The sequence below is a fragment of the Luteimonas sp. A611 genome (assembly GCF_054072715.1).
In genome coordinates this window covers 2,027,516-2,047,715 of the sequence record NZ_JBSVRP010000001.1, presented here as the reverse complement: position 1 = coordinate 2,047,715, position 20,200 = coordinate 2,027,516, and the positions used below count along the sequence as shown (strand labels likewise).

General features: G+C 70.3%; 21 protein-coding genes. 7 read left to right on the top strand and 14 right to left on the bottom strand.

Features of this window, described 5'->3' with window-relative positions; all coding sequences use genetic code 11:
- Positions 1-41: 41 nt before the first annotated feature.
- From ACW5EG_RS09145 to ACW5EG_RS09130, 4 genes are read left to right on the top strand one after another with little or no spacing between them, the layout of a single operon-like run.
- A complete protein-coding gene (locus ACW5EG_RS09145) occupies positions 42-1,562 on the top strand; it encodes an N-acetylmuramoyl-L-alanine amidase (protein ID WP_457021296.1) in 1,521 nt (506 codons plus the stop codon).
- A gap of 51 nt (positions 1,563-1,613) precedes the next feature.
- Complete coding sequence (gene mutL / locus ACW5EG_RS09140; RefSeq protein WP_457021295.1) at positions 1,614-3,446, top strand: DNA mismatch repair endonuclease MutL; 1,833 nt, start codon at positions 1,614-1,616, stop codon at positions 3,444-3,446.
- Between the two features lie 16 nt (positions 3,447-3,462).
- A complete protein-coding gene (locus tag ACW5EG_RS09135; protein ID WP_457021420.1) occupies positions 3,463-4,392 on the top strand; it encodes a DUF1684 domain-containing protein in 930 nt (309 codons plus the stop codon).
- Between the two features lie 51 nt (positions 4,393-4,443).
- The gene (locus ACW5EG_RS09130; RefSeq protein ID WP_457020055.1) at positions 4,444-5,409 is read left to right on the top strand and encodes a TraB/GumN family protein; all 966 of its coding nucleotides are present in this window, start codon (positions 4,444-4,446) and stop codon (positions 5,407-5,409) included.
- Between the two features lie 229 nt (positions 5,410-5,638).
- Here ACW5EG_RS09130 and rnfB read toward each other — a convergent pair whose 3' ends face one another.
- The 3 genes from rnfB to ACW5EG_RS09115 all read right to left on the bottom strand — a co-directional run bounded on the left by rnfB (position 5,639) and on the right by ACW5EG_RS09115 (position 8,885).
- Positions 5,639-6,067 carry an Rnf electron transport complex subunit RnfB gene (gene rnfB / locus ACW5EG_RS09125; protein ID WP_457020054.1) on the bottom strand — a complete coding sequence of 143 codons (429 nt, stop codon included), beginning with the start codon at positions 6,065-6,067 and terminating at the stop codon, positions 5,639-5,641.
- A gap of 146 nt (positions 6,068-6,213) precedes the next feature.
- Complete coding sequence (metG, locus tag ACW5EG_RS09120) at positions 6,214-8,322, bottom strand: methionine--tRNA ligase (RefSeq protein ID WP_457020053.1); 2,109 nt, start codon at positions 8,320-8,322, stop codon at positions 6,214-6,216.
- A gap of 125 nt (positions 8,323-8,447) precedes the next feature.
- Positions 8,448-8,885: a DUF2147 domain-containing protein gene (locus ACW5EG_RS09115; RefSeq protein ID WP_457020052.1), complete on the bottom strand. Its 438-nt coding sequence runs from the start codon at positions 8,883-8,885 to the stop codon at positions 8,448-8,450.
- Positions 8,886-9,138: 253 nt separating this feature from the next.
- Here ACW5EG_RS09115 and apbC point away from each other — a divergent pair, with 253 nt between their 5' ends.
- From apbC to ACW5EG_RS09100, 3 genes are all read left to right on the top strand, one after another.
- Positions 9,139-9,987 carry an iron-sulfur cluster carrier protein ApbC gene (apbC, locus tag ACW5EG_RS09110; RefSeq protein ID WP_457020051.1) on the top strand — a complete coding sequence of 283 codons (849 nt, stop codon included), beginning with the start codon at positions 9,139-9,141 and terminating at the stop codon, positions 9,985-9,987.
- A 138-nt stretch (positions 9,988-10,125) separates the two neighbouring features.
- Complete coding sequence (gene dcd, locus ACW5EG_RS09105) at positions 10,126-10,698, top strand: dCTP deaminase (protein WP_457020050.1); 573 nt, start codon at positions 10,126-10,128, stop codon at positions 10,696-10,698.
- 59 nt (positions 10,699-10,757) lie between these two features.
- A complete protein-coding gene (locus ACW5EG_RS09100) occupies positions 10,758-11,258 on the top strand; it encodes an RDD family protein (RefSeq protein ID WP_457021294.1) in 501 nt (166 codons plus the stop codon).
- Positions 11,259-11,342: 84 nt separating this feature from the next.
- Here ACW5EG_RS09100 and ACW5EG_RS09095 read toward each other — a convergent pair whose 3' ends face one another.
- The 11 genes from ACW5EG_RS09095 to ACW5EG_RS09045 all read right to left on the bottom strand — a co-directional run bounded on the left by ACW5EG_RS09095 (position 11,343) and on the right by ACW5EG_RS09045 (position 20,127).
- Positions 11,343-11,771 (bottom strand): HIT domain-containing protein, encoded by a 429-nt coding sequence (locus ACW5EG_RS09095; protein WP_457020047.1) that lies wholly within the window; start codon positions 11,769-11,771, stop codon positions 11,343-11,345.
- A gap of 10 nt (positions 11,772-11,781) precedes the next feature.
- A complete protein-coding gene (locus ACW5EG_RS09090; RefSeq protein ID WP_457021293.1) occupies positions 11,782-12,456 on the bottom strand; it encodes a dienelactone hydrolase family protein in 675 nt (224 codons plus the stop codon).
- Between the two features lie 167 nt (positions 12,457-12,623).
- Complete coding sequence (gene greB, locus ACW5EG_RS09085; RefSeq protein ID WP_457020044.1) at positions 12,624-13,127, bottom strand: transcription elongation factor GreB; 504 nt, start codon at positions 13,125-13,127, stop codon at positions 12,624-12,626.
- 12 nt (positions 13,128-13,139) lie between these two features.
- Entirely contained in the window at positions 13,140-13,754 is a 615-nt protein-coding gene (locus ACW5EG_RS09080; RefSeq protein ID WP_457021292.1) for a copper resistance protein NlpE N-terminal domain-containing protein, read from the bottom strand.
- Between the two features lie 65 nt (positions 13,755-13,819).
- Positions 13,820-14,485: a pyroglutamyl-peptidase I gene (pcp, locus tag ACW5EG_RS09075; RefSeq protein ID WP_457020042.1), complete on the bottom strand. Its 666-nt coding sequence runs from the start codon at positions 14,483-14,485 to the stop codon at positions 13,820-13,822.
- Positions 14,485-15,435 carry a DUF979 domain-containing protein gene (locus tag ACW5EG_RS09070; RefSeq protein WP_457020041.1) on the bottom strand — a complete coding sequence of 317 codons (951 nt, stop codon included), beginning with the start codon at positions 15,433-15,435 and terminating at the stop codon, positions 14,485-14,487. Before ACW5EG_RS09070 ends, pcp begins: the two co-directional genes overlap by 1 nt.
- Positions 15,432-16,154 carry a DUF969 domain-containing protein gene (locus tag ACW5EG_RS09065; protein WP_457020040.1) on the bottom strand — a complete coding sequence of 241 codons (723 nt, stop codon included), beginning with the start codon at positions 16,152-16,154 and terminating at the stop codon, positions 15,432-15,434. The genes ACW5EG_RS09070 and ACW5EG_RS09065 overlap by 4 nt, the downstream gene beginning before the upstream one ends.
- On the bottom strand, positions 16,151-16,915 hold the full coding sequence (locus ACW5EG_RS09060) for a 5-oxoprolinase subunit PxpA (protein WP_457021291.1): 765 nt from the start codon (positions 16,913-16,915) through the stop codon (positions 16,151-16,153). Before ACW5EG_RS09060 ends, ACW5EG_RS09065 begins: the two co-directional genes overlap by 4 nt.
- Entirely contained in the window at positions 16,912-17,886 is a 975-nt protein-coding gene (locus ACW5EG_RS09055; RefSeq protein ID WP_457021290.1) for a 5-oxoprolinase subunit C family protein, read from the bottom strand. The genes ACW5EG_RS09060 and ACW5EG_RS09055 overlap by 4 nt, the downstream gene beginning before the upstream one ends.
- Positions 17,879-18,607 carry a 5-oxoprolinase subunit PxpB gene (gene pxpB / locus ACW5EG_RS09050; RefSeq protein ID WP_457020037.1) on the bottom strand — a complete coding sequence of 243 codons (729 nt, stop codon included), beginning with the start codon at positions 18,605-18,607 and terminating at the stop codon, positions 17,879-17,881. The genes ACW5EG_RS09055 and pxpB overlap by 8 nt, the downstream gene beginning before the upstream one ends.
- A 17-nt stretch (positions 18,608-18,624) precedes the next feature.
- Positions 18,625-20,127 carry a helicase HerA-like domain-containing protein gene (locus tag ACW5EG_RS09045; protein ID WP_457020036.1) on the bottom strand — a complete coding sequence of 501 codons (1,503 nt, stop codon included), beginning with the start codon at positions 20,125-20,127 and terminating at the stop codon, positions 18,625-18,627.
- Positions 20,128-20,200: the final 73 nt, after the last annotated feature.

Here is a 20,200-nt window from a genome sequence, read left to right as displayed (position 1 = left end):
CTGCGTTGCAAATCCGTATCAACGGTGATTGACTACGGCCCATGCGCACGCGGCGAATCAACGTCCAACAGATCGTGCTGGCGGCAGCGCTGCTGGCGGCCCTGCTCTGGAACCTCACCCACGCGGCCGAAATCCGCGCAATCGAGCTGCACGCCGGCCCCACCGGCACCCGTGCCGAACTGCAGGTGGACGGGGAAGCCGAATACCGGCTGATCTCGCTCGCCAATCCCGACCGCCTCGTCGTCGACCTGCCGGGCAGCCGCGTCGCCGGCAAGCTCGCCCTGCCGACGCCCGCAGGGGTCGTGAAGACCGTCCGCCGCGGCCAGCCCGAGCCGGGCACCCTGCGTATCGTGTTCGACCTGGCCGAGCCCGTCGCGGCGCTCAAGCCACGCTTCGAGGCCGGGCCCGGTGGCGCGCGCCTGGTGATCGAGTGGCCGGGCGACGGGCACGCCGATCCGATCGCCCGCATCGCCGCGGCGTCCTCGGCGGCGACGCCGAAAGTCCAGGACACCGCAGCCGCCGCACCCCCACCCGCGGCACAGACGCCCGCACCCGATCCCGTCGCCGCGTCGGCCGCAGCGACCTCGCGCCTCGTCGCCGGGCTGGCGACCGCGCAGCAGGCCGCCCGGGCCACCGCCCCGCCCCAAGATTCGGCATCGCCGCCGCAGCCGCAGTCAACCGACGCCCCGTCATTGCCGCGTGCGGTGCCGTCCACTTCCAGCGCTGTCGCGACCACTGCCGCCACTCCGGCGATTGCCGCCAGCGAACCGACGCGCGTGATCGCGCAGCCCCCGGCAATCGCCAGCACCGGGCGTCCGCTGGTGATCGCCATCGACGCCGGCCACGGCGGGCAGGATCCCGGCGCGATCGGCCCCAGCGGCAAGCGCGAGAAGGACATCACCCTGGCCATCGCCCGCGAACTGGCGCGCCAGGTCAACGCCACGCCGGGACTGCGCGCGCAGCTGGTGCGCGACCGCGACGTGTTCATCCCGCTGACCAACCGCGCCCGCATCGCGCGTCAGGGCAAGGCCGACATGTTCATCTCGATCCACGCCGACGCGGCCGAAAACCGCAACGCCAAGGGATCGTCCGTGTACGTGCTGTCGCTGCGCGGCGCCTCGTCGCAGCGCGCGCGCTGGCTGGCGGAGAAGGAAAACGCGGCCGACCTGATCGGCGGCGTGCGCGCGCCGTCCAACGACAGCGTGCTCACCGGCGTGCTGCTCGACCTGACCCAGAGCGGGCAGATGAAGGCATCCGAGGATGCGGGCAACCACATCCTGGATGGCCTCAAGCGCATCGGCAACAACCACAAGCCGCACATCGAACGTGCCAATTTCGCGGTGCTGCGCACCTCCGACATGCCGTCGATGCTGGTCGAAACCGCCTTCCTGTCCAATCCCGAGGAAGAGAAGCGCCTGATCGACCCGAAGTTCCAGGGCACGGTGGCGCGCGCGATCCTCGACGGCGTGCACACCTATTTCTCCAGCCAGCCGCCACCGGGCACTCTGTACGCGGCGCGGGCCGCGGCCGGGCCGGTCGCAAGCGCCGGCGGCAGCCCCTGACGCAGGCACGTTCGGCCAGCGGCGGCATGCGCGCGCCGCTATCATGCACGGGTGCCCATCCAGCCCTTGCCCGACACCCTGATCAACCAGATCGCCGCAGGCGAGGTGGTCGAACGACCCGCGTCGGTGGTCAAGGAGCTGGTCGAGAACGCGCTTGACGCGGGCGCCACCCGGATCGACCTGGAACTCGAGGAAGGCGGCGTGCGCCTGATCCGCGTTCGCGACGACGGCGGAGGCCTGCCTGCCGCGGAACTGCCGCTGGCGGTGGCCCGGCACGCGACCAGCAAGATCGCCAGCCTCGACGACCTTGAATCGGTGGCCACGCTCGGCTTCCGCGGTGAGGCGCTGCCCTCGATCGCGTCGGTGAGCCGGCTGCGGATCGCGACCCGGCGGGCGGATGATGCGCATGGCGCGGAACTCGTCGTCGAAGGCGGGCGGGTTGGCGAGGTGTCGCCCAAATCGCATCCGGCGGGGACGACGGTGGAAGTCCGCGACCTGTTCTACAACGTGCCGGCGCGGCGCAAGTTCCTGCGCGCCGAGCGCACCGAGCTGGGGCACATCGAGGAATGGCTGCGCTCGCTGGCGCTGTCGCGGCCCGATGTCGAGCTGCGCGTCTCGCACAACGGCAAGGCTTCGCGGCGCTATCGCGCGTTCGACGGCTCCGGCGGTGCGCTGTTCACCGGCGAGCGGCTGGTGGAGACGCTGGGCGAGGAGTTCGCGAAGCAGGCCCTGCGCATCGAACACGAGGGCGCGGGCCTGCGCCTGCACGGCTGGATCGCGCAGCCGGCGTATTCGCGCGCCAGCGCCGACCAGCAGTACCTCTACGTCAACGGCCGCTCGGTCCGCGACCGCAGCGTGGCGCACGCGGTGAAGCAGGCCTTCGCCGACGTGATGTACCACGGCAGGCAGCCGGCGTACGTGCTGTTCCTGCAGCTCGATCCGACCCGCGTCGATGTCAACGTGCATCCGGCCAAGCACGAGGTCCGCTTCCGCGACTCGCGGCTGGTACACGACTTCGTCTACCGCACGCTGCACGACGCGCTGGCCGGCACGCGCGCCGGGCTCGCGGACACGGCCCCTGCGTTTGCGCGTGACGCGCTGCCGGGTGCCGCCGACACGATGCAGCCGGATGGGTTTGCGGGCGCGCGCCCATCCTGGGCTGCGTCATCGTCCGGCCCGCAGGTGCCGATGTCGCTGCAGGTCGACGAGGCGCGCGCGGCCTATGCGGCGCTGTATGCGCCCACGCCGGCGTCCGCCCAGGACTGGCCAGCGCTGCCGCGCGCCGACCAGGCCGCGGGCGTGCCGCCGCTGGGCTATGCGATCGCCCAACTGCACGGCATCTACGTCCTCAGCGAGGCGGCCGACGGACTGATCGTGGTCGACATGCACGCCGCCCACGAGCGCATCGGCTACGAGCGGCTCAAGACCGCCCACGACAGCGCGGGCCTGCGCACCCAGCCGCTGCTGGTGCCGCAGGCCGTCGCGGTATCCGAGCGTGAGGCGGACGTGGCCGAACTCGAAGCCGCGACCCTGGCCGAGTTGGGGTTCGAGGTATCGCGCGGCGGCCCGCAGACACTGCTGTTGCGCAGCGTGCCTGCGCTGCTCGCCGACGGCGACACCGAGGCGCTGCTGCGCGACGTGCTTGCCGACCTGCGCGAACGCGGCGAAAGCCTGCGTGTGCGCGGTGCCCGCGACGAACTGCTCTCGACCATGGCCTGCCACGGCGCCGTGCGCGCCAACCGGCGCCTGACCGTTCCCGAGATGAATGCGCTGCTGCGGCAGATGGAGGCCACCGAGCGCTCCGGGCAGTGCAACCACGGGCGCCCGACCTGGGCGCACTTCAAGCTGTCCGAGATCGACCGATGGTTCCTGAGGGGGCGTTGAGATGACGAAGGGCGTGATGGGGGCGGCGGCCGCTTCACTGATGTTGTTGCTTGCCGCTTGTGGAGGCGGCGATGGCGCTGCGATGACGGACGATGCCGCAGGCCCGGCGGCGGATCCTGCATTCGTGGCGGACAACGACGCCTGGCGCGTCGAGCGGCGCGCGCACCTGCTAGAGCCCGATGGCTGGCCCAGCCTGGTCGGCCTGCACTGGATCGAGCTGCCCGCGCATTACGTCGGCAGCGGCGCGACCAACGGCATCCGCCTGGCCAAGGGGCCGGAGAAGATGGGCCTGCTGCTGCAGCAGGGCGGCAAGGTGCTGCTGACGCCCGAGCCGGAGGCTGGCCTCGTCGTGGACGGGCAGCCGGCCATCACAAGGTTCGAACTGCAATCGGACCTGACCGCCACGCCGACCCTGGTCGGCTTCGATGACGGCAAGGGCCAGCTGTCGCTGATCCAGCGCGGCGGGCGCAGGGCGTTGCGCGTCAGGCATGCCGAGGCCGAGACCCTGACCGGGCTGGGCCCGCTGGAGTACTGGCCGGCGGATCCGGCCTGGCGCGTCCAGGCGCGTTTCGTCGCGCACCCTGCCGGCAAGACGATCCCGATCATGGACATCACCAGCCAGCAGGCGGTGCAGCCGAACCCGGGGACCGTCGAGTTCGAACATGGCGGCAGCAGCTATCGGCTGGAGGCACTGGAGGGTGAAGAGGGCGGGCTGTTCCTGGTCTTCTCCGACCGTACCAGCGGCCATGACAGCTACGCGGCAGGCCGCTACCTCTACACCGATGCGCCGGCGGCGGACGGTACGGTCGCGGTCGATTTCAACCGCGCCTACAACCCGCCCTGCGTGTTCACCGACTATGCGACCTGCCCGCTGCCGCCTCCCGAGAACCGCCTGGACCTGGCGGTGACCGCGGGCGAGAAGAAGTACGTACGGCCGGCGGGTTGAGCGCGTCTGCAAGACGTAAAGTCGCCCGGACCCACACTGCAAGGACACACGATGCGCGACCGCTGGAACATGCCCCGCCGCCTGATCCGCTCCACCCTTGCCGTTGCTGCGCTCGTCGCGTTCGCCGGCGCGGCTCTAGCCGATACGCCTCGCGGCGACGCGCCCGTGCCGCTGCTCTGGAAGGTGTCGGACGACAACAACTCGTTGTACCTGCTTGGCGCTTTCCACCTGCTCAAGCCAGGCGACTATCCGCTCTCGCGTGATGTCGACGACGCGTTCGCCGACGCCGAGAAGCTGGTGTTCGAAATCCCGCCGGAAGAGCTGGGGTCGCCCGCGCTGGGCATGCAGATGGGCCAGGCCGGGCTGCGCACCGACGGGACCCTGCTCGACAGCGAGCTGCCGGAGAAGACGCGGCTTGCGCTGGCCGCCTGGCTGAAGGCGAACGCCGCGGAGCTGCAGAAGATGCAGATGCCGCCGCAGACCATGCAGATGTTCGAGCCGTGGTTCGCCGGGTTGATGGTGACGATCGCGGAGATGACCAAGGCGGGCCTGGACCCGGCGCTGGGCCTGGACGCCCATCTCGCGCGCAAGGCCAGCCAGGCCGGCAAGGCGACGTCGGGCCTGGAAACCGGCGTCGAGCAGATCGCCTTCCTGGACGACATGCAGCGCGGCGAGCAGCTGCAGTTCCTGCAGAGCTCGCTGGAGGGCGCTGCGGAGGGCCGCGCCGAGATCGACAAACTGCACGCCGCCTGGCGTAGCGGCGACGCGGATGCACTGTGGACCGGCATGGCCGCCGACATGCGCCGCGAATTCCCGGACCTGTACCAGCGCATCAACGTCGCGCGCAACGAAGCCTGGGTGCCCAGGCTGGAGGCCAAGCTGCGCGCCCCCGGGACCGACGACGTCCTGGTCGTGGTCGGCGCGCTGCATCTGCTCGGCGAGGACGGCGTGGTCGAGAAGCTGCGCGCAAAAGGCTACGAGGTCGAACGCATCTGCTCAGCCTGCGTAACGAAATAGGCCGTATGACCCTGCATTGACCGCTTCGGCCGCGGATGGCGCATCAAGCGCCTCGGCCCGTTCGTCATCCCGCCACCGCATCGCGGCTGAAGCCGCTCCTACAGCGGGGCGTATCGCCGCGAAATCACTCGCATTGCTCCCTGTAGGAGCGGCTTCAGCCGCGAACGGCGCATCAAGCGCTTCGGCACCCGTTCGTCATCCCGCCACGGCATCGCGGCTGAAGCCGCTCCTACAAGGCGCCCGGGAGCGGACGCATCTCGATGCAGTCCACCGGGCAGGCCGGCACGCACAGATCGCAGCCGGTGCACAGCGGCACCACCACCGTGTGCATCAGCTTGCTTGCGCCGACGATGGCGTCGACCGGGCAGGCCTGGATGCATTTCGTGCAGCCGATGCAGTCGGCCTCGATGATGACCGCCACCTGTGGCTGCCTGTGCAGGCCGCGGCTGCGGTCGTAGGGCAGCGCGGGCACGTCGAGCAGGCGTGCAAGGATTCGCGAGCCGCTGTCGCCGCCCGGCGGGCAGCGATCGATGCCTGCCTCCCCGCGCGCCATCGCCTCGGCATAGGGCCGGCAGCCTGCGTAGCCGCATTGCCCGCACTGGGTCTGCGGCAGCAGCCGGTCAAGGCGCTCGATCAGGTCGGGACGGGGCAGACTCATGCGATGCGCGTTCCTGCATGCCGGCGCTCATGGGCAAGGACCAGCATGTTGCGATCCTCCTTGCTGTCGCCGTAGGCGCCGCCCCTTTCATGATCCGCCATAGCGACCGTTCGGGCGCTGGCGGATGAATGTGCGGAGGCCCGTTCTCAACGCACCGGCATGCCCGGCTGTGCGCCGGCATCGGCATCGAGCAGGGCCAGGGCGCCGCCGTCGAAGCCGGCGGACAGGATCATTCCCTCGCTGAGGCCGAAACGCATCTTGCGCGGAGCGAGGTTGGCGATGAACACGACGCTGCGGCCGACCAGCTGCCCGGGTTCGGCGTAGCTGGCGCGGATGCCGGAAAAGATCTGGCGCTGGCCAAGTTCGCCGGCATCGAGCAGGAAGCGCAGCAGTTTGTCCGAACCCTCGACGAAGCCGCATTCGAGCACCTTGCCGATGCGCAGGTCGAGCTTTGAGAAATCCTCGATGCCGATGTGGCCGGGGCCATCGTTGGCCACGGTAGCGGACGCAGGCGCGGCCTTTTTGTCCGGCGCCTTCGCAGGTACGGCATCCTGCATCGTGGTCAGGGTGTCCTTCGAGGCTTCGGTCATGGCGTCGATCTGCTTCGGGTCGATGCGGGTGAACAGCGGCTGGTAGGGGCTGAGCGTGCGGCCGGCAAGCGGCGTGCGCACGCCCGGCGCCAGCGTCACACCGAGATACTGCTCGATGCGGGCGGTGATGGTCGGCAGGATCGGCTTGAGCGCGCCGGCGATGTCGGCGAAGGCCTGCAGCGCGGTGCTCAGCACCAGGTGCAAGTCGCCGCTGCGCGCGGGATCCTTGGCCAGCGCCCAGGGGGCGGTCTGGGCGATGTACTCGTTCACCCAGTCTGCGGCTTCCATCACGCCACGTGCCACGGCGGCGAAGTTGCCGCCCTCGTAGTGCCCCGGGACCAGGCGCACGGCGTCGAGCACACGCGCCTGCAGCGCCGAAGCCTGGACGTCCCAGTCCGCGCTCACGCCGTCCGGCGTCCCGGTCGCAAGCGCATTGTCGAACTGCCCCTGCAGCAGCTTCGCGCAGCGGCTGGCGATGTTGACGAACTTGCCGACCAGGTCGCTGTTCACGCGTGCGACGAAGTCGGAGAGGTTGAGGTCCAGGTCGTCCACGCCGCCGGAGGACTTGGCCGCGAAGTAGTAGCGCAGCGCCTCGGGGTCGAGCCCGCTGTCGAGATAGGTGCGCGCCATCACGAAGGTGCCGCGCGACTTGCTCATCTTCGCGCCGTCGACCATCAGATAGCCGTTGACGTGCAGCCGGTCGGGCAGGCGCAGGCCGTTGCCGCCCAGCACCGCCGGCCAGAACAGGCCGTGGAAGTTGACGATGTCCTTGCCGATGAAGTGGTGCAGCTCGGCCGCATCGCCAGGGCGGAGCAGGCGTTCGAACTCGGCCTCGTCGAGGCCCGGCTTGCTGCCGCTGCGCGCCAGCGCAAGCAGGCTGGAGTAGTAGCCGATCGGCGCGTCCAGCCACACGTAGAAGTACTTGCCCGGATGGCCGGGGATCTCGAAGCCGAAGTAGGGCGCGTCGCGGGAGATGTCCCAGTCGCGCAGGCCGCCCTCGGCATCGATCCACTCGCGCAGCTTGGCCCTCACCCCGGGAATGGCGACGTCGCCTTGCAGCCACGCGCGCAGCCTGTCGGTGAAATCACCGACCTTGAAGAAGAAGTGCTCGGAGGCGCGCAGTTCGGGCGTTGCGCCCGACACCACCGAGCGCGGGTCCTTCAGCTCGGTGGGCGCATAGGTGGCGCCGCAGGACTCGCAGTTGTCGCCGTACTGGTCTTCGGTGCCGCAGTTCGGGCAGGTGCCCTTGACGTAGCGGTCGGGCAGGAACATCTGCTTGACCGGGTCGTAGAGCTGCTCGATCGAACGCCGGTCGATATGGCCACCGGCGTCGAGCGCGGCATAGAAGCGCTCGGTCAGCTCGCGGTTTTCGGCCGAATGCGTGGAGTGGTACCAGTCGAAGTCGACGCGGAACTCCGCGAAGTCGCGCTCCTGGCTCGCCTGCGTGCCCTGGATGAACTGCTCCGGCGCGATCCCGGCCTTCTCGGCCGCCAGCATGATCGGCGTGCCGTGGGTGTCGTTGGCGCAGACGAAATGCACCGTGCCGCCGGCCTGCCGCCGTGCGCGCACCCAGATGTCGGCCTGGATGTAGCCGACCAGGTGGCCGATGTGCAGGTGGCCGTTGCCATAGGGCAGGGCACTGGTGACGATGGCGGAGCGGGGCATGTCTTCGCGTTCTGCGGCGGTGGCGGATTATCGCATGGCGCTGCAGACCGCCCGCTGCAGCGGCGGCGGACAGCAAAAGGCCCGGCGCGTTGGCCGGGCCCCTGGCGCGTCGAACCTGCAGCCCGTTACTGGCGCTGCCAGACCTGAGACTTGCAGATGAAGGCCACGCAGCCCGATACCTCGAGCTTGCTGCCGCCCTCGATCAACTCCATCTTCGACTTGTACACCTTGCCCTCGTCTGGTTTGAGGATGGTGCCGCCGGCGTAGGCGTCGCCGTCGCGCTTCATGCCGCGGATGATCTCCATGCCGGTGATCGGCTTGCCCTTGCGATCGTCCTTGCACTTGTCGCAGGCCGGATTGGGCTTGCCGGGATTGAGCAGTTCAACGATGCGGCCGCTGAGCGTGCCGTTGGCGCCCTGCGTGATCTCGACGATCGACTTGGCCTGGCCCGTTTCGTCGTCGATGGTCTTCCAGCGGCCAACGGCTGGGTCGGCGGCGAGCGCCGGCAGGCACAGGGCCAACAAACCTGCTGCAACGAGAAGCCTGGATCGCAAGTGGTACATGGTCACTCCCGGGTGTGTGTGCTGGCCCGCAGTCCGGTTGAAAAAAGCACCCGACGCGGTACGTACGGTGGAGTATCCAACAAGTGCAAGGGCATGGCTACGGACCGCCCGCGCCCGGTGTTCAGCTTCCCGCATCGCCTGCACGCCCGCGTGGGTACCGCGCTCAGGGGGAGGACGGAATGTCCCGGGGGGGAGTGGCGCTGCGATGGCGCGATAGACTGGGCGCAGGTTTTTCGCAGGTGATCACGCGTCCATGGCAATCCACTCCCGCGCGGTGCAGGGCGCGCTTTCGCCGCTGCCGCAGGTCCGCAACATCCTCGCCGTCGGTTCGGGCAAGGGTGGCGTGGGCAAATCGACGACCGCGGTCAATCTCGCCCTCGCGCTAGCCGCCGATGGTGCGCGCGTGGGCGTGCTGGATGCCGACGTCTACGGCCCGAGCATCCCGATGATGTTGGGGCTGTCGGGCAAGCCGGAGAGTCCGGACGGCAAGTCGATCCTGCCGATGCGCGCACACGGGATCGAGGCGATGTCGATCGGGCTGCTGGTGGATCCGGACACACCGATGATCTGGCGCGGGCCGATGGCGACCTCGGCGCTGACGCAGCTGCTCAACGAGACGCGCTGGGGTGGCGAGGACGGGTTGGACTACCTGATCGTCGACCTGCCGCCCGGCACCGGCGACATCCAGCTGACCCTGGCGCAGAAGATCCCGGTCGCGGGCGCGGTGGTGGTGACCACGCCGCAGGACGTCGCCACGCTGGACGCGCGCAAGGCGCTGCGGATGTTCGAGAAGGTCGAGGTGACGGTGCTGGGGCTGGTGGAGAACATGGCCCAGCACGTATGCACGAACTGCGGGCACGTGGAGCATCTGTTCGGGCAGGGCGGCGGCGAGCGCATGGCTGCGCAGTACGGCGTGCCTCTGCTGGGATCGCTGCCGCTGGAGGTCGGGATCCGCGAGCAGGGCGATGCGGGCGTGCCGATCGTGGCGTCGGCGCCGCAATCGGCGGCGGCCGCTGCGTATCACGAGACCGCGCGGCGGCTGGTCGAGGAACTCGAGAAGCGTCCGCGCGCGCCGCGCAGCATTTCTGCTTCGCTGCTCTAGGGCAACGCTGAAAAAGTCAGATTTGTCATTCCGAAGGCCGCTCGAACGCGGAGCGTCTGCGCGGTCGCAACGGTTCCTGCCGCCCGGCAAGCGCCCTACAATGCGGCGATTGGCCGCATCGGCCGCAGAGAACCGCGCATGAGCATCAAGAGCGACCGCTGGATCCGGCGGATGTCGGAGCAGCACGGCATGATCGAGCCCTACGAGCCCGGCCAGGTGAAGGAAGCGAACGGCGGCCGCATCGTCAGCTACGGCACCTCCAGCTACGGCTACGACGTGCGTTGCTCGCGCGAGTTCAAGATCTTCACCAACATCAACTCCACGATCGTCGATCCCAAGAATTTCGACCCCAAGAGCTTCGTCGACATCGAAGCCGACGAGTGCATCATCCCGCCCAATTCGTTTGCACTGGCACGCACGATCGAGTACTTCCGCATCCCGCGCGACACGCTGGTGGTGTGCCTGGGCAAGAGCACCTATGCGCGCTGCGGGATCATCGTCAACGTGACTCCGCTCGAGCCCGAATGGGAAGGCCACGTCACGCTTGAATTCAGCAACACCACGCCGCTGCCCGCGCGCATCTACGCCAACGAGGGCGTGGCGCAGATGCTGTTCTTCCAGTCCGACGCCGATGACGTCTGCGAGACGTCCTATCGCGACCGGGGCGGAAAATACCAGGGCCAGACCGGCGTGACCCTGCCGCGGACCTGAGTGCAGGCCGCGCACAGCCATTCCCGACATCGAATCCACAACCGCAAGGACGCAGCACGATGAACGAGCAAAACCCGTATGGCAGCCCCGAGGCGGTGGTCGCAGACCTGGGCGACACCAACCTCGCCGGTCGTGGTGAGCGGCTGGGCGGGGCCATCATCGACACGCTCATCCTGCTGGTGATCCTGGTTCCGCTGATGTTCGTGGGCGGCTACTGGCAGGTGGCGATGTCGGGCGGTGGGGAGATCCCGTTCGGGACCGCGCTGCTGTGGGCGGCGGTCGGATTTGCCGTATTCGTGGCCGTGCAATGGGTTCCGCTCAACGCCAATGGCCAGACCTGGGGCAAGCGCATGCTGGGTATCCGCATCGTCGACATGGACGGCGACAAGCCGCCGATCGGCCGGCTGATCGGCCTGCGCTACCTGCCGGTGCAGTTGGTCACCAACGTGCCGGTGGTCGGGATGGTGCTGGCCCTGGTGAACGTGCTGCTGATCTTCCGCGGTGACCGTCGCTGCGGCCACGACCTGATCGCGGGCACCCAGGTGGTCAAGGGCGGCTGAAGCCCGCCAGTCAACGCGCTTATGCAACGAGGCCCGCAGCGATGCGGGCCTCCTGCTTTGTGGGCTTTGCGGGGGCGCGTCCGGTCAGGCCCGCAGCCCGTCCTCGAGCAGGCGGATCCGCGCGACCAGCGTTTCGGGCGTGTACGGCCGGGCGGCGACGCGGCCCCAGACCGGCGCCGGCCAGGCCGGGTCGTCCTCGAAGCGTGCGATCACGTGCACGTGCAGCTGCGGCACCAGGTTGCCCAGCGCCGCCACGTTGAGCTTGAACGGGCGGAAGCCATCGCGCAGGAGCCGGGACGCGAGGTCGATCTCGTCGGTGAGGCGATGGCGCTGCGCGTCGTCCAGTTCGACCAGTTCGCGCGCGCCTGCGACGCGCGGGACCAGCACCAGCCAGGGGTAGTTGGCGTCATCCATCAGGCGCAGGTCGCACAGTTCCAGGGTGGCCAGCGGATGGGTATCGGCGGCGAGCTGCGGGTGCAGTTCGTAAGGTGCGTGGTCGTGATGCCTGGCCATAAGGACTCCTTCAGCGCAGCGCCGATTCGAAGAACGCCAGCGTACGCCTGCGCGCCAGCGCGGCGCTCGCTGCGTGGAAGTGGCGGGGATCCACGTCGCGGTTGAAGGCGTGGCCGGCGCCGGGATAGACCTGCATCTCCGCCTCGGGCCACGCGTCGCGGTGTGCCTGGATGTAGTCGGGCGGCGTGCTTTCGTCGTCTTCGCCGAAGTGGAACAGCATCGGCGCGCGCAGCGCTTCGCCCAGGTGGGGCTGCGAGCGCGCTCCGTAGTAGGCCACGGCCGGCAGGCCCAACCGCGTATTGCCGAGCAGGGCGGCGCTGCCACCCCAGCAGAAGCCCACCACGGCGACCTTCAGGCCCTCGCGGCGCAGCGTCTCGGCCGCCGAGCGCGTGGTGTCGACCGCCCGGTCCATGCCCAGCTCGCCCACCAGCTCGAGTCCCCTGGCGAAGCCGGCCTCGTCGTAGCCAAGCTCGACGTTGCGCGCCACCGGATCGAACAGGGCCGGCGCCAGGGACACGTAGCCGGCCGCGGCATAGCCTTCGGCGACGCTGCGGATGTGCTCGTTGACCCCGAAGATCTCCTGCAGCACCACGATCCCGCCCAGGGCGGCTGCGCGGTCCGGCGGATCGGCCCGCCAGGCGTCGATGGGGCCGGCTCCGGTCTGGATGACGATGTCTCGGCCCATGCGAGGCCTCCGTGCGCAGGTCCACCGATTCTAGCCGAGGCCATGATTCGCGCCCCGTGACGCCCAGGCGCCGCGCGCGTGCATTCCCAGCCACCTTCATCGTCGGCTTCCCCGGCGAGACCGAGGGCGAAGTGCGAGGAACTGCTGGATTTCCTGAGCGAGGCAGGTCAGTCCCCGTAACGCACGTCGACGATGAAGTACCTTGCCGCGCCGCCCGGCAGCTGCGCCTCGAATTCGTCGTCGATGCGCTTCTTCAGCATCGCGCGGGCGAGCGGGGAATCGATGCTGATCCAGCCGAGCTTCGCGTCGGTCTCATCCGGGCCGACGATGCGGTAGCGGGCGGTTTCACCGGTGCTCGCGTGTTCCACCTCCACCTGCGCGCCGAAGAACACGGCCTGCGGGTCGGATGGCGGCCCGTCGATCACGCGCAGCGCCTCCAGGCGCTTGCTGAGGTAGCGCACGCGGCGGTCGATCTCGCCCAGCTGCTTCTTGCGGTAGCTGTACTCCGCATTCTCGGAGCGGTCGCCCTCGGCCGCCGCGGCGGCAAGCGCGGCCACCACTTCCGGACGGCGCACTCGCCACAGCGTGTCGAGTTCGGCCTTCAGGCGCGCGTGGCCCTCCGCGGTGACCAGCGCGGTGCTCTTCTCGGCGGGAGGACGCCAGCGACCCAAGCAGGCGACCTCTCAGTTCCGGCGCAGGCTGGTGTAGCCGTCGCCCGCGAGCGGCGCGCCGTCCGCATCCAGCAGGCGGATCTCGTCGCGCGACACGATGGCGAAGCGGCGGTCGTCGGCTTGCTTGGTCTCGGGGTCGAGCAGGAGTTGGCTACCGTCGGCGTTCACCGTCCAGGTGCCGGTCGCGCGTGCGGCTTCGGCGCCTTGTTGGACCTCGGCCTGGGAGTACGTGCCGTCGGCGCGGATCTCGACCGAGGTTTCGATGCCGGGGCAATCCGCGCAGGGCAGGATCCCCGCGAACGTTCCTGCGAACGCCTTGCGGTCGAAACCGGCCGGATCGGTGGCGTCGTGACGGATGACGGCACTGGCGTCGGTACCGGCGAGCAGCGGATCGGCCGGGAGGGCGGGCTCTTCCACCTTCGATGTGGCCGGTGCAGGCGCCGCATCCGGCTCCGGCGCGCAGGCAGCAAGCGCCACGACGATCAGGATGGACAGCGGCGCAAGGGCTCGGGACGATCGCATGGCAGGATTCCTGCGGACGGGGAAGGTGAAGGATAGGGCGGCGGCGTGAACATGCTTTCGCTGGACGCGCCAGGGAAGTCTGGACGATCGACGCGCGGTCGTCATTCCTGCGAGCCGACCCTTGCAGCCGCGGGCTGGTAATGCGGCGATGGCGTCACCGCAGGGATCGGCTAATGCTCCGCGCCGGCAGTGACCGCCATGTCGACCGCATGCGACAGCGCCGCTTCCACCGCGATCCGCACGCCCGCGACCATCGTCTCCAGCGGCAGCCCGGGCTGGCCGGGATGGCACGCAGCCTGTGCATCGGAATACGGGATGTGGATGAAGCCGCCGCGCACCGCCTTGCGCCTGCGCAGGGTGTGCATCAGCCCATAGAACACGTGGTTGCAGACGAAGGTGCCGGCGGTCTGCGAGACCTCGACGGGGATCCCCGCGCGCGTCATCGCCACCAGCATGGCCTTGACCGGCAGCGTCGTGAAATACGCCGCCGGCCCGCCCGCGACCACTGGCGTGTCGATTGGCTGCGCGCCGGCGTTGTCGGGAATGCGCGCGTCGTCTACGTTGATGGCGACACGCTCGAGCGAGATGTTCGCGCGGCCGCCGGCCTGGCCCACGCAGACCACCAGCGCGGGACGCGCCTGGCGGATTGCGCGACGCAGCGCGCGCAGCGACTCGCCGAACACCACCGGCAGCGCGTGGCCGACGATGCGGTGGCCGGCCACGACCTCGCCGTCCAGCGCCCGCACCACGGCCTGGCTGGGGTTGTCGCCGTGGCCGCCAAAGGGACCGAATCCGGTCAGCAGCACGGTGGGCATCGAAGTGGCGTCGTCGGTCATCAGCGGAACACGATGAAGTACATCAGCACGATATTGCAGGCCAGCAGCGGCAGCGCGGTCGCCACCTGCTGGCGGATCACCGCGTTGGGATCGCGCAGTTCCAGCAGGGCCGCGGGCACCAGGTTGAAGTTGGCCGCCATCGGCGTGAGCAGGGTGCCGCAGTAGCCCGACAGCATGCCGATCGCCGCAAGCGATGCGGCATCGGCGCCGTGCATCTGCACCAGCAGCGGCAGGCCGACGCCGGCGGTGATCACCGGGAAGGCGGCAAAGGCGTTGCCCATCACCATGGTGAAGGCGGCCATGCCCAGCGCATAGGCCACCACCACGACGAAGCGGTTCTCCACCGGGATCAGCATTCGGATCACTCCGGCCACCGCCTCGCCCACGCCGGTGGCCGCGAACACGCTGCCGAGCGTGGCCAGCAGCAGCGGCAGCAGCGCGGCCCAGCCGATCGCATCCAGCAGCCGGCGCGACTGCTCGATCGCCGCGACCGGCGTGCTGCGCGTGAGCAGCAGCGCGGCGATCACCGCCAGCACGCAGGCCACCCCCAGCCCGACCAGGGTGGTCAGCTGCGCGCCGAACACGCGCGTGCCGCCCAGCTCGATGTCGGCAAACGGCACGGCCACCAGCACCGCGACCACCGGGATCAGCAGCGCTGGAATGAACAGCCGGTTGCCCAGGCGGCGCGCCGACGCTTCGCGCCCGGCTGGCGTGCCTTCGTCGCAGCGTCCCCGTCCCAGGCCAAATGCCGCCAGGCAGGCGAGCACGACCACGATGCCGCCGACCACGGCCGGCGGCATCCGCTCGGCCGCCAGCATGGCCAGCGCGACCAGGCCCCAGAACAGCGCGTTGGCGAAGCGGCGCGGATTGGCGCGGTCGCGCGCAGCGCGCAGCGAGGTCCACAGCAGGGTGCCGCCAACCAGCCAGTAGATCCACTGCAGGCTGATCATGGCGTCTTGCCTTCGACATCGACCGGCGTGACCGTACGCGCGGCGAGGGCGGCGGCCTCACGCTGCAGGCGCCGGTCGAGCCGCGCCAGCCGCGCGCCATGGATGACGAAGGCGCAGATCGCCGTCGGAATGCCCCACAGCGCGATATGCAGGGGTTCGAGCACGATGCCGTGCTCGGCGTAGAAGCCCTGCATCAGCAGCACCGCGCCGAAGGCGATGAAGATGTCCTCGCCGAAGAACAGGCCGACGTTGTCGGTGGCCGCGCACAGCGCCTTCAGGCGCTCGCGGCTGTCCTCCGGCAGCGACCCGTGGCGCGCCTCGGCGGCCGCTTCGGCCATCGGCGCCAGCAGCGGGCGCACCGTCTGCGGATGCCCGCCCAGGCTGGTCAGGCCGAGCGCGGACGCAAGCTGCCGCGCGCCGAGATAGGCGATCAGCAGGCGCCCCGCGGTCGCGCCGCGCAGGCGCGTGATCCAGGCCTGGGCGTGTTCCTTCAGCCCGTGCCGCTCGAGCAGGCCGATCACCGGCAGGGTCAGCAGGAATACCGTCAGGTAGCGCTGCTTGGTGAACGACTCGCCCAGCAGCTCCAGCACCTGCACCGGCGTTTTCCCTGCAACCAGGCCGGTGACCAGCCCCGCCGCGACCACGATCAGTGCGGGGTTGAGGCGCAGGGCGAAGCCGATCACGACCAGCGCGATGCCGACCAGGGGCCAGTAGCTCATGCGTGCGGCATCCGCGTGGCGGGGGAGAGGATGGCGAAGCCCTCGGCGCGCAGCGCGCCGCGCAAGGCTGAGGCGAACGCGGCGGCGTCCGCGCGATCACCGTGCAGGCACAGCGTGTCGGCGCGGATCGGCACAACGTGCCCGTCGATCGAGGTCACCGTGCCCGAACGCAGCATGCTGCGCACCTGGGCGAGCGCAGCCTCCACGTCCGGGACCACGGCGCCGGGCTGATCGCGCGGCACCAGGCGGCCGTCGGCGGTGTAGGCGCGTTCGGCGAAGACTTCCTGCGCCACCGGCAGGCCCAGGCGTGCGCCGGCGTGGGCCAGCTCGGAGCCGGCCAGGGCGTACAGCCACAGGCGCGGATCGGAGTCGTGGACCGCGCGGGCGATGGCGTCGGCGATGCCTGCATCGCGCGCTGCGAGGTTGTACAGCGCGCCGTGCGGCTTGACGTGGGCAAGTACGGTGCCGGCTTGGGTACACAGCGCTGCCAGCAGCTCGACCTGGTCGCGGACCAGGGCATGCACTTCCGCCGGCGGCAGCGACAGCTCGCGCCGGCCGAAGTGCGCCCGGTCCACGAACGAAGGATGCGCGCCGATCGCCACGCCATGGCGTAGGCACAGCGCGATCGCCTCGCGCATGCTGCGCGCGTCGCCGGCATGGCCGCCGGTGGCGATGCTGGCCGAGCTGATGCAGGGCACGATCGCGGCATCGTCGCCGCAGCCTTCGCCTAGATCGCAGTTGAAGTCGATGCGTGCCGTCATGTCGCGCGGGTCCTCGCCTCGATGGCCAGGGCGATGCGGTGCAGGCGCTGGCGCTGCTCGGCATTGGCCGCGCTGGCCTGCGCCGGCGTGCAGGGCAGGAAGTGCAGCCGTGCGCCGGGACGCATCTGCGCCAGCAGCGGGATGTCGGCGCGGATGACGTGGCCGATGCGCGGATAGCCGCCATGGGTCTGCGCATCGGCCAGCAGCACGATGGGCTGGCCGTCGGGCGGCAGCTGGACGGTGCCGGGGGAGACAGGTTCGGAAATGCGCTCATCACGATCTGCCACCTGCAGGGCCGCACCCTGCAGGCGCAGTCCCTGGCGGTTGCTGCGTGCATCCGCCTGCCAGACCGGGCCGCACACGCCGTCCACCGCATCGGCCCCGGGCAGGAGCCGGATCGTGCAGGGCCGCCCAGACGGATGGGCATAGGGCAGGGGATTGGCGTCGATCCACCAGCGCGCGACCTGCAGCTGGCGCGAAGGCGACGCGGAGCGGCCGCCGATCGCGAGTTGGTCGCCCGCACGCACGGCGCGCCCGTCCAGGCCGCCAAAGCCGCCGCGCAGGTCGGTACTGCTGCTGCCCAGGACCGCCTCGACCTCCAGTCCGCCGGCCACGGCCAGATAGCTGCGCGCGCCGTCCAGGCAGGGTCCGAAGGCGAGGGTGGTCCCTCTCGGCAGGTCGACCGGTCGATTGCCCGGCACCGGCATGCCGTTCGCGCGCGCCTCGATGGCGGCGCCGCAGATCGCCACGCGCGCCGCCTGGCCGAAGCGCAGCGTCGGCCCGACCAGTGTGATCTCCAGGCCGGCGTGCCCAACCGGATTGCCCGCCAGCAGGTTGGCCAGTGCGTGCGCCCAGGGATCGGCCGGACCGCCGCTGGCCACGCCGAGATGCCGCAGGCCGTGGCGCGGCGCGCCCTGGACCGTGGTCAGCAGGCCCGGCGCGATGATCCCGATCGATGCCGGCCTAGCCACGTGCGTCGTCCACGGTCGCTGCCAGGCGCGCGTACTCGGCCAGGGCGATCGACACGAAGCGCAGGCGCTGGCCGGGCTGCAGCAGGCTGGGCGCCGCGCGATGCGGATCGAACAGCGCGGTGGGCGTGCGGCCGATGATCTGCCAGCCGCCGGGGCTGCCGGACGGATAGATTCCGGTCTGGCTGCCGCCGATGCCGACGCTGCCGGCCGCCACCCGGGTGCGCGGCGTGGCGTGGCGCGGCGTGGCCAGCGCCGGGTCCAGCCCCAGCAGGTACGGAAAGCCCGGCGCGAATCCGATCATCCCGACGCTGTATTCCGGTGCGCAATGGCGCGCGATGACCTCGTCCCGGTCCAGCCCGGCCCGGGCCGCCACGGCATCCAGGTCCGGTGCGCAGGCACGCTCGTAGCAGACCGGGATTTCAATCGTGCCGGTCGCCGTGCACCCCGCAGCGTGCGCGTCCCCGGCCGGCAGCCCCGCCAGCCAGTCTTCGGCCAGGTCGCGGGCGAAGCGGTCGCGGGCCAGCAGATGTCCTGGATCGATGTAGAGCGCGAGTGCGGCATAGGCCGGCACGATGTCGAGCAGCCACGGCGGGCGCGCGGCGGAGATGCGCGCGGCCAACGCATGCACCTGCCGGTTGAGCTGCAGCTCGACGCACGCGCCCAGGCGCAGCAGGACCGCGTCCTCGCCCAGCGCCTCCAGTGTCCAGGGCGGCGTATTCAATCCGGCTCCGGCGCCGCTCAGCGCTTCTTGCCGCCCAGCAGGCCGCCCAGGATGCCGCGCACGATCTGGTTGGTGATCGTGCGCGCGGCCTGCTTGCTGGATGCCTCGATCACGCCCTGGCGCCGGCCGCTCCCGAACAGCACGTCGCGCACCGCCTTGCCAAAGCCGCCGCCCTCGTCCGCCTTCCCGGGGCCGCCACGCGCCGGCGGCGCTGCAGCGACGTCGGTGGCGGCCTGCGCGCGCGCGGCCAGCATCTCGGCCGCCGATTCGCGATCCACCGCCGTGTCGTACTTGCCGCCGACCGGGCTGCCTGCGCGCACCTGCGCACGCTCGGCTTCTGTGATCGCGCCCATGCGGCAGCGCGGCGGCGCGACCAGGGTGTGCTCGACCGCCATCGGGATGCCTTTTTCCTGCAGCGTCGACACCAGCGCCTCGCCGGTGCCCAGCCGCGACAGCGTCTGCACCACGTCCAGCGCCGGATTGGCGACGAAGGTCTCGGCCGCGGTCCGCACCGCCTTCTGGTCGCGCGGGGTGAACGCCCGCAGCGCGTGCTGCACGCGGTTGCCGAGCTGGCCGAGGATCTCGTCCGGCACGTCGTCGGGAAACTGCGAGCAGAAGTACACGCCCACGCCCTTGGAGCGGATGATGCGCACCACCTGTTCGATGCGCTGGCGCAGCGCCGCCGGCGCATCGTCGAACAGCAGGTGCGCCTCGTCGAACATGAACACCAGCTTCGGCTTGTCGAGGTCGCCGACCTCGGGCAGGTGCTCGAACAGCTCCGACAGCAGCCACAGCAGGAAGCTCGAATACAGGCGCGGCTTGAGCACCAGCTGGTCGGCGGCGAGGATGCCGATCACGCCGCGGCCGTCGTGGGTGGTGCGCATCAGGTCGGACAGCTCCAGCGCCGGCTCGCCGAACACGTGGTTGCCGCCATCCTGCTCCAGCCGCAGCAGGGCGCGCTGGATCGCGCCGATCGACTGCGGGCTCACCAGGCCGTACTCGGTCGAGATCGACTTGCGCTCCTCGGCCACCAGGCCGAGCAGGGCGCGCAGGTCGGCCAGGTCGAGCAACAGCAGGCCGCGGTCGTCGGCCAGCTTGAATACGATGTCGAGCACGCCCGACTGGGTGTCGTTGAGCTCGAGGATGCGCCCGAGCAGGGTCGGGCCCATCTCGCTCACGGTGGTGCGCACCGGGTGGCCGAGCTTGCCGTACAGGTCCCAGAACACGACCGGACTGCCTTCGGCCGCGTAACCCTCCACGCCGATCTGCGCGGCGCGGGCCAGCAACTTGTCGTTCATGGCGCCCGGCACGGCCAGACCGGCCACGTCGCCCTTCACGTCGGCCATGAACACCGGGACGCCGATGCGCGAGAAGCCCTCGGCCAGGGTCATCAGGGTGACCGTCTTGCCGGTGCCGGTGGCGCCGGCGACCAGGCCGTGGCGGTTGCCGTAGCGCGGCAGCAGGTGCACCTGGGCGCCCCCGCCGGTGGTGATGGCCTTGCCGACAAGAATGGGCTGCATGCGTGCGTCCGTGTTCCGGTGTGGATTGCCCGGGATTCTAGCCTTGTCCCGGGTGCGGGCAGGCGCACCGGCG

What these genes read in the sequence shown, in the direction of transcription:
- ACW5EG_RS09145 (WP_457021296.1), top strand. Translation starts at nt 42, where the DNA reads ATGCGCACGCGGCGAATCAACGTCCAACAGATCGTGCTGGCGGCAGCG.
- ACW5EG_RS09135 (WP_457021420.1), top strand. Translation starts at nt 3,463, where the DNA reads ATGGGGGCGGCGGCCGCTTCACTGATGTTGTTGCTTGCCGCTTGTGGA.
- ACW5EG_RS09130 (WP_457020055.1), top strand. Translation starts at nt 4,444, where the DNA reads ATGCGCGACCGCTGGAACATGCCCCGCCGCCTGATCCGCTCCACCCTT.
- rnfB (WP_457020054.1), bottom strand. Translation starts at nt 6,067, where the DNA reads ATGAGTCTGCCCCGTCCCGACCTGATCGAGCGCCTTGACCGGCTGCTG.
- metG (WP_457020053.1), bottom strand. Translation starts at nt 8,322, where the DNA reads ATGCCCCGCTCCGCCATCGTCACCAGTGCCCTGCCCTATGGCAACGGC.
- ACW5EG_RS09115 (WP_457020052.1), bottom strand. Translation starts at nt 8,885, where the DNA reads ATGTACCACTTGCGATCCAGGCTTCTCGTTGCAGCAGGTTTGTTGGCC.
- apbC (WP_457020051.1), top strand. Translation starts at nt 9,139, where the DNA reads ATGGCAATCCACTCCCGCGCGGTGCAGGGCGCGCTTTCGCCGCTGCCG.
- dcd (WP_457020050.1), top strand. Translation starts at nt 10,126, where the DNA reads ATGAGCATCAAGAGCGACCGCTGGATCCGGCGGATGTCGGAGCAGCAC.
- ACW5EG_RS09100 (WP_457021294.1), top strand. Translation starts at nt 10,758, where the DNA reads ATGAACGAGCAAAACCCGTATGGCAGCCCCGAGGCGGTGGTCGCAGAC.
- ACW5EG_RS09095 (WP_457020047.1), bottom strand. Translation starts at nt 11,771, where the DNA reads ATGGCCAGGCATCACGACCACGCACCTTACGAACTGCACCCGCAGCTC.
- ACW5EG_RS09090 (WP_457021293.1), bottom strand. Translation starts at nt 12,456, where the DNA reads ATGGGCCGAGACATCGTCATCCAGACCGGAGCCGGCCCCATCGACGCC.
- ACW5EG_RS09080 (WP_457021292.1), bottom strand. Translation starts at nt 13,754, where the DNA reads ATGACGACCGCGCGTCGATCGTCCAGACTTCCCTGGCGCGTCCAGCGA.
- pcp (WP_457020042.1), bottom strand. Translation starts at nt 14,485, where the DNA reads ATGACCGACGACGCCACTTCGATGCCCACCGTGCTGCTGACCGGATTC.
- ACW5EG_RS09070 (WP_457020041.1), bottom strand. Translation starts at nt 15,435, where the DNA reads ATGATCAGCCTGCAGTGGATCTACTGGCTGGTTGGCGGCACCCTGCTG.
- ACW5EG_RS09065 (WP_457020040.1), bottom strand. Translation starts at nt 16,154, where the DNA reads ATGAGCTACTGGCCCCTGGTCGGCATCGCGCTGGTCGTGATCGGCTTC.
- ACW5EG_RS09060 (WP_457021291.1), bottom strand. Translation starts at nt 16,915, where the DNA reads ATGACGGCACGCATCGACTTCAACTGCGATCTAGGCGAAGGCTGCGGC.
- ACW5EG_RS09045 (WP_457020036.1), bottom strand. Translation starts at nt 20,127, where the DNA reads ATGCAGCCCATTCTTGTCGGCAAGGCCATCACCACCGGCGGGGGCGCC.